The organism is uncultured Oscillibacter sp. (assembly GCF_910579365.1).
Lineage (GTDB): Bacteria > Bacillota > Clostridia > Oscillospirales > Oscillospiraceae > Oscillibacter.
This window is the reverse complement of sequence record NZ_CAJTUX010000074.1, coordinates 1-12,690: the sequence shown is the minus strand read 5'-3', so window position 1 is coordinate 12,690 and position 12,690 is coordinate 1. Positions and strand designations below refer to the sequence as shown.

The window sequence follows — 12,690 nt, the reverse complement described above, 5'->3', positions numbered from 1 at the left end:
TTCATCGCCGCCATAATCTCTGTAGTGTTGGTGAAATGCTGACTTTTGATATACTCTTTCAGTAGCTCCTGCGGCGCTGTGTTTATTTTCTTCGACTCCCATCTTGAATGGATTGTTTTTTCCATTCTTGACTGAGTCGAAGATTTTTTATCTCTCTAAGTTTGTCGTTTACACGGAATTTTAAGGGGTCTCGAAGGGGACCTTGATACCGGCTTGTAAAAATTTACAGCGGCCCGCCCTGAATTGTCTTGGGGCGGGCCGCTCACGTTACCGTTGTGCATACTTATTCGATTTGCTTTCAGGCAGTTCCATTTAAACGCCGTTTATTTCCGGATATTTCAACCTCTATCAACACTCTTCAATTACTTCAATTACGTTTTGCGTGTCTCTTTACACTTTTCTTTCATCTCTTCCATAAAACTCCATCTTTTCCTCAGCATTTTCTTACATCTTACCTCTGGCGCTGTCACTTCACCTCCGCCGGAATGGTCTCCTTCGGAAGCGCTTCCGGCCCGGCCAGGGCGGTCTCCGCCGGAGGAAGCTCCTCCTCGGGGACAGGAAGCGTCTTTTCCGGAACGGGGTCCGGCGTCCGCCAGTGCCAGCTGGTCTTGTTGAACAGAGGTTCGCAGACGCAGAGGATGGCCGGCATGAGGAAAATACTCACCAGAGCCGACACCAGCGCGCCCCTGGCCAGCATAACGCAGATGGCCCCAATCAGATCGATGGAGGACACGAAAGACACACCCAGCGTGGCGCAGAAGAGCACCAGAGCGCTGGTGACAATGGACGCATCCGAGGAGTTGGCCGCGATAAGAATAGCCTCCTTCCGGCTCAGGCCCCGCTTCAGCTCCTCCTGGAAGCGAGAGGTCATCAAGATGGCGTAGTCCACCGTGGCCCCCAGCTGAACGCAGCTGATGATTGTGGGCGCAATGAAGGGGATTTCCGTGCCCAGGAAATAACAGCAGCCCTGGTTGATGAAAATCGCCAGCTCAATGGTGGCCACCAACACCGCGGGAATGGAAATTGAGCGGAAGACAAAGGCGATAATCAAGAAGATCGCCGCGATGGAGATGTAATTCGTCACCTGAAAGTCCACCGCCGAGGTATCGATCAGGTCCCGGTACATGGCGCCCTCGCCGGTAATCATGGCGCTGGGGTCCCGGCTGTGGAGGATTTCATTCATGGCGTCCAGCTGGGCCGACACCTCGCTGGTGGCGGGGGCATAGCTGGAATTCACCATCATCAGCTGCCAGCCTCCCTGGCGGAGCATATCCTTCACCGCGTCCGGGATGAAGAAGTCCGGAATGCCGGAGCCCAGCATCTTGTGGTAGGAGACGACGGAGGTAACGCCGGGGACCGCCTCGATCTCCCGCTCCAGCGCCCCCATGTCGGCGGCGGAGAGATCGTTCCGGAGGACCACGAAATGGGAGGTGGCCATGTCAAAATCATCCTTCAGCTTCTCATTGCTGACAATGGAGGGAAGGTCCCGGGGCAGGGATTCGTCCAGCTTGTAATATATCTCGGCATGCTTCTGGGCGTAAACCGCCGGGAGGAACAGCACCAGCGTCAGCACAACCAGAGCAATCCGATAGCGGAGGACAAAGGCATTCACCTTGTCAAACGAGGGAATCAGCGTCCGGTGTTTATGCTTGCCAATCTGCTTGTCGAAAATCAGCACCAGGGAGGGCAGTACCAAAATCACCGTGGCGACGCCCAGCACCACGCCCTTGGCCATGACGATGCCGATATCCCGGCCCAGGGTCAGCCGCATGAAGCACAGGGCCAGGAAGCCCGCAATGGTCGTCATGCTGCTGCCGGAAAGGGAGCGGAACGCGGCAATGATGGCCTGGGCCATGGCGTCCCGTTTGTCGTCGTAGTGTTCCCGTTCCTCTTCGTAGCGGTGGTAAAGGAAAATGGAGTAGTCCATGGTCACGCCCAGCTGAAGTACGGCGGCGATGGCCTTGGTGATGTAGGAAATCTGCCCCAGGAAGACGTTGCTGCCGAAGTTGTAGACCACCGCCATGCCGATACTGGCAAGGTACACAAAGGGCAGCACGGTGGACTCCAGCGTCACGCTCATCGCCACCAGCGCCAGCAGCACCGCAAGGCCCACGAAAATGGGCAGCTCTCCGTCCATCACGTCCCGCGTGTCCTTGATAACCACGGAAAAGCCCGCCAGGAAGCAGCGCTCGTTGCAGGCATTCCGGACCCCCTGAATGGCCTCCATCGTCTCGTCGGACGCGCCGGGATGGTCATACTGAATCAGCATCATAGTGGCCTGACCAGAGAAAAACATCTCCCGGAAATCCGCCGGAATCATCTCCACGGGAATCTGGATGCCCACCAGGTTGCTGACCCACACGGCGCTGGACACGCCGGGGACCTCCTTGATATCCTGAATCAGCTTGTTGGTGTAGCCCGCAGGCATTCCCTCCACGATCAGCATGCTGGTGGCCGCCATCTGAAAGGGGTCCTCCAGCAGCTGCTCCCCCTGGGAGGAGGGCAGGTCCTGGGGAAGGTAGGACAAAATGTCGTAATTAATGCGGGTGGCGGCGTAGCCAATGATGGCGGGTATCAGCATCAGCACTGCGGCCAAGGCCACCAGCTTGGGTTTCCGCGTCAGTTTATGGGCAATTTTTTCCACCATAGCGATTTCCCCCTGTCAGTGGAATATGCCGGTGACGGCATTCCAGAAATCCCGGAACATCTGCCCAACGCGGCCCCAGAAGGTCGTGGCGGTCTTGGCCTCGGCGGTCTCCGGCGTCTTCTCCGGCTCCTCCTCCTTGATTTCCTGGGTCCGAATCAGAACCTGGACGCTGGAGGGAGTGGGATTCCGCTCGTCCGTCAGGGATACCGGCTCGGCTGTGGCGTCCATCAGAAGGAGGTTGTTGACATCTCCGGTGTACTCGTTCCAGGTATCCTCAATGATATCGGCGACGGTATTCTTGGCGTCCTTCACCTCGCCGGTGGCGGCCAGAGCCTTCGCGGTCTGCCGCAGAGCGGCGGAAAGACCATTCAGGGACTGCCTCGTCCCCGCGTCCAGGTCCCTTCCTGTGGATCGGGCCAGATTTTCCGCGTCTGCCAGCAGCGTTTCCGTGTCCCGAATGGTGGAAACAGCGGCGGTGCTGAGGGCCCCAGCGCTGCTCAGGGCCTCCTGAAGCGTGGGCTCATAGCCGTTCAGAACGGTACGCAGCGCGTCCACGTCTCCCAAGATTTCACGCAGCGTCATGGAGGACTGCCGCAGGGCGGACGCCAGGTCCTCCGCGTCGTCCAGCGCGGAGATGAGGCTGTCCAGCTCTCCGCAGAGGTCTGCCAGGTCGCCCACCACCACGGCGGTGGGGCGCTTGATCTCCTCCAGGGTATCCGTAAGCTGGCTTTGAATCCGGTCAATCTGCGCGGTGGCATTGTCCAGGCCGCCGGTGATCAGGTCCACCACCGCGCCGCCGACCGTGTTATTCTCGTCGGAGCCGCCGGTTCCGCCGGGGTTTTCGCCTGTACCGGGAGTATCCTCCGTATCGGAACCGCCGCCCGTATCCGGCTCCTCCCCCGGCTCGCCATCCGCGCCGGAACCATCGTCCTGGTCAGGCGGGTTGTTCTCTTCGGAGTCTTCGCCGGAGCCGCTGCCGCCGCTGTCCGGCGAGGCGCTGCCCCCGGAGCCGGTATCACCGCCGGAAGCGTCTCCGCCGGAAGCGTCTCCGCCGGAAGCGTCTCCGCCGTCGGAAGCCTCCCCGCCGTCCGTCTCCCCCTCGCTGCCGGGGGCGTTGAGGATCAGTCTCGCCGTCATCTGTTCCCTGTCGGCCTTTCCCGGGGACAGCTCTTCTTCCTCCGGCTCGTTTTCCGATTCGGAGACAGGGGTCTCCCCCGCTTCCTCTCCCGCCTCAGACGGCGTCTTTTCCATAGCCGGGAGCTGTTGTCCCTCCTGCTCCGGCGGCGTCTCCGGGGGGGCCGGCTTCGTTTCGCCAGTCACATCGCCACTGCTGTAAATCAGCCAGAGGTCGTTCATCTGTTTGGCCTGACTCTCTGAGACGCCGGGCAGGCTCTCGCAGAAGCCCTGGAAGCTCATGCCGTTTTCCTTCATGGCGTGGAGACCGTCCATCTGCTGCTTGGCCTGCTGAGCCGCCTGCCACTCCTGCTGCTTGCCGATGGCGGCGGCGGTGGCCTCGTCCAGACCCAGAATGGTCTGGATATCCTGAATCTCCCCGGCGCTCTTCCCCTGGAGGGCCAGCATTTGGGCGAAGAAGGCGTCCCGGTCCTTCTCGGCATAAACGCCGTGGACCGTTTTCACCTTCTGCACCAGCGCGCCGCTGTTGGTGGATACGCTGCTGCCGCCGGTATGCGTGCCCCCCAGGGCCCGCTCCAGCCGCAGAAGGCTGTTCTTCATGTCCGCCGCCAGATCGATGACGTGCTTGAGGTCGTCGCTGCCGTTTTCCAGCCCCCACAGAGCGTCCTCCATATCCTTCAGCTGTGTCTGGAGGGTAAGGGCGGCGTCCGTCATATCATTGAGAACGGTCTTGGAATCCGTCACCGTCTGGCTGAGAAGCTGGATTCGCTGTTCCACCGGCCCCAGCAGCTCCGCCAGATTGCTCAGGTCGCCCCGAAGACGGTCCGTCCCGTCATAGAGCACGCCCTTGCCGCCGGAGAAGCTCTGCCGCGCGGCCTCCAGCTGGTCCAGGCCCTTGGCGGAGGCATAGAGGCCGTTTTGAATGTCGCTGAGGGCGTCCAGCAGATTGTCCAGACTGCCGGAGAGCGCCCGGTAATCCTCCTCCAGGTCGTCTTTCCGCTGGCTGAGCTTGGCGATCTCCTCCAGCTGGGCCAACGTGGCGGGAACCATCAGCACCGTCAGTCCGCCAAAGGAAAAGTCGTCGCTGCCGACCCGGATGGTAAAATGCTGTTCCTCGCCCGGCAGCGCCAGGAAGAGCACCGTCCGCAGGTTGCCCACCAGCTGGACCTGGGCCCCGGGGGCCTCCAGGGACAAAATGTCATCCTGGTTGAACAGGGCCATGGCCTCCAAGGTGTAATTATACCTGGCGTAATCACTGGCCTTCTCGTTCGGTACGATGTCCAGCAGAATCTCCACCACGCCCTGCTTTCCCGCCAGGTCCTCCGCCTTCATAGGTACGCCGTTGAGGGTATAGCGCAGAGAGAGGGTCCAGGGCAGGTCCTCGAAGGGCTGTTTGGTCTTGCCCTCGAAATAAAAGTGATCTGGCGCGCTGCCGCCAAAGCGGAAGGAGGTGGCTCCCCCCTCCCCGCTCACCGGGGAGGTGCCGTCGGTGAGATTCACCACCTCGTCATAGACGCCATAATCCGTCAGACTGTCCTTGCCGTTGAGGGCATAGCTCTTCACCACGCTGCCCTCCAGCAGATTGCCGTAATAGTCCAGCGTCGCGTAATAGGCCTCGTCATACGTGGGCTCCACGCCGTCTCCAATGGGAGCTGCCGCCGCTGGAACCGCGCAGGACACCGCCAGAGCCGCCGCCAATCCCATCGCGGAAACACGCTGTTTTGCCATTCGCCAGTTCATACCCATTCCTCCAGATGATAGACATTTGTTTGATAAAAAATTAGTGTTGACTTATTAACTTGAGTCGATTATAGTAAGAACAGGAAATCCAGTCAATAGACAAAAGCCGGCAAGTGTCTAACTTGCCTCAAGGAGGCCGCTTATGCTGAAGAATCCGGAGGACCGCCGGGCACGCCGGTCCCGCAAGCTGTTGAAGGAAAGTCTGCTGGAACTGATGAAGAGCAAAACCTTTTCTGACATCTCCGTTCGGGATGTGACGGACGCCGCGGACATGAACCGCGGTACCTTTTATCTCCATTACTCCGGTACGGCGGAGCTGCTGCAAAGTCTGGAGGAGGACCTTCTGTCGGAACTCCAGTCCCTGGTGGAGGCCCACATGCAGGAGAGCGTAGCCGTGGGCAGCGCGGCTCCGGTATTCGAGCCGGTGCTGGACTTTGTCATTGAGCGCCGGGAAATCTGCACCGTCCTCTTTGCCAGCAGCGAAGCCACCGGCTTCATCCAGTCTCTCCAGCAGCTGGTCCATAAGAACGGTGAGCCGCTGGTGAAAACCTGGTTCCACCCCCAGGACCCGCGCCTGACGGACTATCTGCTGAACTTTCTGGCCTGGGGGTTCATCGGCCTTTTAAAGGAATGGTTCGCCCAGGACATGGCCCTGCCGAAGGAGGACCTGCTTTTCTCCGCCCAGCATATGGCGGAGGCCGCCGCCGCCAGTCTCTTCCCCGGCGGTGAAGGGAGGGAACGTTCATGACCTCTCCCGCCAAGGAGGCGGTGAAGGCCTCCTTCCTCAAGCTGCTGGAGGAGCGCCCCCTCCGGGAAATCACCGTCACCGACATTGTCCGGGACTGCGGAATCAACCGGAATTCCTTCTACTACCACTTCAAGGACATCCCCGCCCTGCTGGAGGAAATCATTACAGACTATGCCAGCCGCATCATTGCGGCCCAGGGCCCCTCCCCCTCGCTGGCGGACTGCCTGGAAACTGCGGCGGCGTTTGCCCTGGAGCACCGTCAAGCCATGCTCCACATCAACCAGTCCGCCCACCGGGACCTCTTTGAGCTGTGTCTGATGGACATCTGCCGGCAGGTGGTCCGGAAGTATGCTGCCGCTGCTTTCGGCGGCGTACCCATCCGGCAGGAGGACCGGGAGATCATCGTCCGCTTCTATCAGTGCGAATGCTTCGGCCAGATCATCGAGTGGTTGAACAGCGGGATGCGCTATGATATAGGCGGACAGTTCCGGCGGCTCTGCCTTCTGGGCGAGGGCATGACCGAGATGCTTTTAAAGCGGGCGCTGGCCCACGATGGGGATACATGAAAGAGCCGCTGTGCTTTGCACAGCGGCTCTTTTTGCGGCGAACAGGGGCTCTTAGAACAACGTTATCTGGCTGGTCTCCGCCATTCCCGCGAAGGCCCCCAGGGCCTTCAGCTGCTCAATGTGGGTCTTGGAGAGCTTATTACAGCACAGGGCGAACTCCTCAATGGAGATGAACTCCTTCCCCTTCCGTTTCTCCACCGTGTCCAAGGCCGCTGCCTCTCCCAGGCCGTGGACGGTGGTGAAGGGCGGAAGAAGCCCTCCCTCTGTGACCACGAACCGCGCGGCCTCGGAGCGGTAGATGTCGATGGTCTCAAAATGGAAGCCCCGGAGGTAGAACTCATAGCAAACCTCCAGCGTGGTCAGCAGATTCTGCTCCACGGCGGTGGCGTCCTTGTTGTTCTCGATCTCCCGGATTTTTTTCTTCACCGCGTCCTTTCCGGCACAGCAATACTCCGCGTCAAAAGCCTTTGCCCGTACCGTGAAAAAGGTGGCGTAGAACGCCAGAGGCTCATGGACCTTATACCAGGCAATCCGGAAGGCCATCATAACGTAGGCGACGGCGTGCGCCTTGGGGAAGAGATATCCGATCTTGGCCAGGGAGTCGATATACCACTCCGGCACGTCGTGCTCCTGCATGGCCTCTTTCCAGCCGGGCTCGAAGCCCCCCTTCTTCACCTTTCCCTTTCGGACGGACTCCATGATCTTGAAGCTCATCTTAGGGTCCAGACCCTTTTGAATCAGATAGAGCATGATGTCGTCCCGGCAGCCCACCGTCTCCAGAACGCTGGCCGTTCCGCTGACAATCAGCTCTCTGGCGTTGCCCAGCCACACATCGGTTCCATGGGAGAAGCCGGAGAGCCGAACCAAGGTGTTAAAATCCTTAGGCTGGGTGTCTATGAGCATCTGCCGGGTGAAGCGGGTGTTGAACTCCGGGATAGCCACCGCCCCGGTGGGACCCAGAATCTCGTCATTCTCGTAACCCAGCACCTTGCTGGAGATGAAGATGGACATGGTGTCCGGGTCGTCCAAAGGGATTTTCTGGGGGTCCATGCCGGTCAGGTCCTGCATCATCCGGACCATGGTCGGGTCATCGTGCCCCAGCATGTCCAGCTTTAAGAGATTCGCCTCCATGGAGTGATATTCAAAATGGGTGGTGATGGTGTCGGAATCGTCGGCGTCCGCCGGGTGCTGAACGGGGCAGAAATCCTCCATGCTCTTGTCCGCCGGGACCACCACCAGTCCCCCCGGATGCTGTCCGGTGGTCCGGCGGACGCCCACACAGCCCAGGGTGAGGCGGTTTTCCTCCGCCCGGCCGGCGGTTATCTGATTCTCCTCCAGATACTTTTTCACAAAGCCATAGGCAGTCTTCTCCGCCAGGGTGCCGATGGTTCCCGCCCGGAAGACCTGGGTCTCGCCAAACATCTCGATGGCATGGCGGTGAGCCCGAGCCTGGTACTCGCCGGAGAAGTTCAGGTCGATGTCCGGCACCTTGCCGCCGCCAAAGCCCAGGAAGGTCTCAAAGGGAATGTCGAACCCGTCCTTCTCGTACTTGGTCCCGCAGACCGGGCAGACCTTGTCCGGCATGTCCGCGCCGCAGCCGTAGGAACCGTCCTGGATGAATTCGCTGTTTTTGCACTTTGGGCAGCGGTAGTGGGGCGGCAGGGAATTGACCTCGGTGATGCCGGACATATAGGCCGCCAGAGACGACCCGACGGAGCCCCGGGAACCCACCAGATAGCCGTTTTCCAAAGAGCGCTGCACCAGCTTCTGGGCAGACACGTAGACCACGTCGTATTTCCCCAAAATGCCACCCAGCTCCACATTCAGCCGGTCCACGATGAGCTGGGGCGGGTCCTCGCCGTAGAGGCGGTGGACCTTCTCCCAGACTAGACGGTTCAAGTCCTCCTCCGAGTTCTCCAGCTTCGGGGGGAAGAGCTCCTTGGGCAGCAGCTCAAAGGTCTCGACCTGATCCGCCACCAGCCGGGTGTTGGCCACCACCACCTCGTAGGCCTTCTCCTTCCCCAAATAGGAGAACTCCTCCAGCATCTCGTCCGTGGTCTTGAAGTAGATGGGCAGGGCCTCGTTGGCGTCGGGGAACTTCTTGGACGCCAGCAGAATGTGCCGGAACACCTCGTCCTCCGGCTCCCGGAAATGCACGTCCCCGGTGGCGCAGACGGGCTTGCGCAGCTCCTCCCCCAGGCGGACGATGGTCCGGTTGAACTCCCGCAGGTCCTCCTCGCTCCGGGCGTCGCCGTTGCGCAGCATGAACCAGTTGTTGCAAAGGGGCTGAATCTCCAGATAATCGTAGAAGGAGGCAATGCGCCGCAGCTCGTCCCAGTCCTTGTGGTCCTTCACGGCCTGGAACAGCTCCCCCGCCTCACAGGCCGCCCCCACGATGACGCCCTCCCGGTGCTCCTTCAAAAGGCTCTTGGGGATAATGGGCACCCGCTTGAAGTATTTCAAGTTGGAGTCGGAGATCATCTGGTAGAGGTTTTTCAGCCCCACTTTATTCCGGGCCAGCAGAATGATGTGTTTGGGGAAGCGGTTGGACTTCCCTCCCAGGGGCCGCAGCTTTTCCATCTCGCCGTTGACAGCCTGGAGGGTGTGAATCCCTTTCTCATGGAGCATTTTCCAAAAAGGAATCAGCATATAGCCCACCGTGGCCGCGTCGTCGCTGGCCCGGTGATGGTTGAAGGCGGGCAGGTCCAGATGCTCCGCCACGATGTCCAGCTTGTACTTTCCCAGGCCCGGCAGCAGATTCTGGGCCAGAATCAGGGAGTCGATGTAAGTGGGATGGAAGTCCAGTCCCGCCTCCCGGCAGCCCTTGCGGATAAAGCCGATGTCAAACTCCGCGTTGTGAGCCGCCAGAGGCCGCCCGTTCACGAACTTTAAAAAGTCCGCCAGGGCCTCGGCGGGCTTGGGCGCGTCTTTGAGCATCTCGTCGGTAATGCCGGTGAGGCCGATGATCTCCGGCGTCAGCCGTCTCCCGGGGTTCACGAAAGTCTGGAACCGCTCCGCAATCTCCCCGTTCTTCAGCACCACCGCGCCGATCTCCGTAATGGCCTCCCGGTCCACCCGGAGGCCGGTGGTCTCAATATCAAAGCAGACGACCTCCCCGTCCAGGGGGATGTCCTGGGACCCGTGGACCGCAATGCGGTCGTCCACATTGTTGATGAAATAGCCCTCTACACCATAGAGGACCTTGATCTTGCTTCCGGCGGCATGCCACGCGTCCGGAAAGGACTGCGCGACGCCGTGGTCCGTGATGGCAATGGCGGGGTGCCCCCAACGGACGGCCTCCTGAATGACCTCCTTGGTGTCGGTGAGGGCGTCCATGTTGCTCATTTTGGTGTGGAGATGAAGCTCCACGCGCTTTACAGGAGCGGTGTCCTGCCGCTCCTCGTGTTCGATGACGTTGATATGCTGGGGGTTGAGCTGGATGTCCTTTCCGTCCCAGGTGGGCTCCATCTTTCCCTGCACCGTGAGCCACATACCAGGCTTCACGGCCCCCCCCAGAGCCTGCGCCTCCCCGGCGGACAGATTTTTCTGGACAGTGACGGAGCCGGTGCCGTCGGTCATGTCAAAGCTCAGCCGCCACAGGCCGGGCCGCCGGGTCTCCCGGCACTCGAACGCGAAGACCTTGCCCGACACCGTCGCCGTGCCCATCTTCACGTTCAGCGCCGACACGGGGCCGGGCTTTGCCTTGACGGGTTTTCCCATCAGAATTTTACCCGGCTTCTTTTTCGGCGCCGCTTTGTCCCCGCCGCCCTGGGGCGCGGGGCTAGCCGCAGGGGGCGGCGGAGCCGTGCAGGTGACGTTCAGCGCTGCCTTCCGGAAGCCGTAGACCGCTTTGAGGGTCTCCTCCAGTTCCCGGAGGTCCTCCTGGCTCAGGGGGGTCTTCACCGCCGTGTCCAGGACAATGGCCCCCTCCGCCTGATCGATGCAGGCGTGGGTAATCTCCGCCCCCGCCAGACGGAGCCGCAGCTCCGCCGGCGCCGGCAGTTCGGCGAACATTTCAAAAAATGGGATGTTTCTCGACATAGCGTTTCCCTCGTCTTCCTCCCTTCCAGCCTGGCTTCCGCCGTGTCACAGCTTCTCGATCTCCTCCATCAGCGCGTCCACCAGCCGCTCCTGGGGAACCTTGTACAAAATCTCCCCCTTGCGGAACAACAAACCCTCGCCCTTCCCACCGGCAATGCCGATGTCGGCGGCAGCGGCCTCTCCGGGGCCGTTGACGGCGCAGCCCATCACCGCCACGGTGATGTTTTTTTCGCAGTCCGCCAGCCGCCGCTCCACCTCCTCCGCTATGGGGATGAGGTCAATCCGCGTCCGGCCGCAGGTGGGACAGGCAATCAGATTCACCCCCTCCTTCCGGAGGCCCGCCGCCCTTAAAATCTTCCGGGCGGCATAGATTTCCTCCACCGGGTCGGCGGTCAGCGTCACCCGGATGGTGTCGCCGACCCCCAGGCACAAGAGCCCCCCGATGCCCATGGCGGATTTCACCATGCCCATAGAAGGCGTTCCCGCCTCGGTGACACCCAGGTGGAGGGGATAGTCCGTCCGTTGGCTGAGGGCCAGATAGGCCGCCATGGTCAGGGGCACATCCGAGCATTTGACGGAGATGCAGATGTCGTCAAAGTCAAACTTATTCAAGAGGCGGACCTGCCCCAGGGCGCTTTCCACCAAGGCCTCCGCGGTAACGCCGCCGTACTTTGCCCGGAGCTCCTTCTCCAGCGACCCGCCGTTGACGCCCACCCGAATGGGAATGCCCCGCGTCCGGCAGGCGTCCGCCACCGCCTTGACCTTCTCCTCCCCGCCGATGTTGCCGGGGTTGATGCGGATGGCGTCAATGCCCCGCTCCGCGCACTCCAGGGCCAGTTTGTAGTTGAAATGAATGTCGGCAATCAGCGGGATGGAAATCCGCTCTTTGATCTTGTCCACCGCTTCCGCCGCCGCCTGGTCCGGAACGGCCACCCGGACGATCTCGCACCCGGCGGCCTCCAGGGCCTTGATCTGGGCCACGGTAGCGGCCACATCGTCCGTCTTTGTGCTGCACATGGACTGAATCGACACCGACGCGCCGCCGCCCACCGGCGCCTTGCCCACCATCAGGCGTCTGGTCATAGTCCTCCCCCTCTCACTGGAACAGTCTTGTCACATCCCGAAGAGTTACCAGCAGCATCACGCCCATCAGCAGGGCGAAGCCCGCCGCGTTTACCGCCGCCTGATATTTCACCGGCACCCTGCGTTTAAAGAGGAACATAGCCGCCGCGTCCACCACCAGGAAGAAGACACGTCCGCCGTCCAGAGCCGGAATGGGCAGCATGTTCATCACCGCCAGGTTTACCGCGATCAGCGCCGCGAAATAGGCAATGTTCTGCACCGCCCTGGAGACGGTCTCTGAGGCCTTTCCCACCTCGGTGATCTCGGAGACAATGCCCACCGGGCCCCGGACATCCTCCGTGCCCAAGTTGCCCTTGATCAGCTGAACCAGACTGAACCAGACCTGCTGGATGAAATCCAGCGTCTGATAGCCGATGAACCGCACTGTGGTTCCAAATCCGGCGGGGACCATCTGGACCCCCACCCGCAGCCCAAAGCGGCCCGGCTCCCCGTCATAGGTTCCCCGGTACAAGGGCAGGTCCTTCAGCACCACCTTCTCCCCGTCCCGGATGACCTCTATGTCCACGCCCTGGCCGTCGTTGAACCGGAGAAACAGGGCGGCGTCCCCCCGGAGGTACGTCCGCCAGCCGTCAATTTTGTAGAAGATATCGCCCTCCATCAGGCCCTCCTCCCCTTCCAGGGGGAAGCCCTCGGAAAACCCGGCCACCCGGTCCACGTAAAAGCCGCTGGCC

Annotated in this window: 6 protein-coding genes and 1 pseudogene; 2 read left to right on the top strand and 5 right to left on the bottom strand. The window is 61.0% G+C overall.

Annotated features, from left to right (window positions below):
• Positions 1 to 466: 466 nt before the first annotated feature.
• Positions 467 to 2,647: an MMPL family transporter gene (locus QZ329_RS13115; RefSeq protein WP_295753348.1), complete on the bottom strand. Its 2,181-nt coding sequence runs from the start codon at positions 2,645 to 2,647 to the stop codon at positions 467 to 469.
• 15 nt (positions 2,648 to 2,662) lie between these two features.
• Positions 2,663 to 5,521, bottom strand: coding sequence for a hypothetical protein (locus tag QZ329_RS13110; RefSeq protein WP_295753346.1), 2,859 nt, complete (start codon positions 5,519 to 5,521; stop codon positions 2,663 to 2,665).
• Positions 5,522 to 5,663: 142 nt separating this feature from the next.
• On the opposite strand from QZ329_RS13110, the gene QZ329_RS13105 reads away from it, so the two are divergent.
• Complete coding sequence (locus QZ329_RS13105; RefSeq protein ID WP_295753343.1) at positions 5,664 to 6,269, top strand: TetR/AcrR family transcriptional regulator; 606 nt, start codon at positions 5,664 to 5,666, stop codon at positions 6,267 to 6,269.
• A complete protein-coding gene (locus tag QZ329_RS13100) occupies positions 6,266 to 6,835 on the top strand; it encodes a TetR/AcrR family transcriptional regulator (RefSeq protein WP_295753342.1) in 570 nt (189 codons plus the stop codon). The genes QZ329_RS13105 and QZ329_RS13100 overlap by 4 nt, the downstream gene beginning before the upstream one ends.
• 51 nt (positions 6,836 to 6,886) lie before the next feature.
• Here the strand turns inward: QZ329_RS13100 and QZ329_RS13095 are convergent, their stop codons facing one another.
• The 3 genes and pseudogenes from QZ329_RS13095 to QZ329_RS13085 form a co-directional block, all read right to left on the bottom strand.
• On the bottom strand, positions 6,887 to 10,876 hold the full coding sequence (locus tag QZ329_RS13095) for a PolC-type DNA polymerase III (RefSeq protein WP_295753340.1): 3,990 nt from the start codon (positions 10,874 to 10,876) through the stop codon (positions 6,887 to 6,889).
• Positions 10,877 to 10,921: 45 nt separating this feature from the next.
• Positions 10,922 to 11,965 (bottom strand): annotated as a pseudogene (gene ispG / locus QZ329_RS13090) (flavodoxin-dependent (E)-4-hydroxy-3-methylbut-2-enyl-diphosphate synthase); the annotation flags it as partial.
• Between the two features lie 7 nt (positions 11,966 to 11,972).
• Positions 11,973 to 12,690, bottom strand: a 718-nt coding sequence (locus QZ329_RS13085; RefSeq protein WP_295753338.1) for a site-2 protease family protein, incomplete at its 5' end; no start/stop codon positions are given.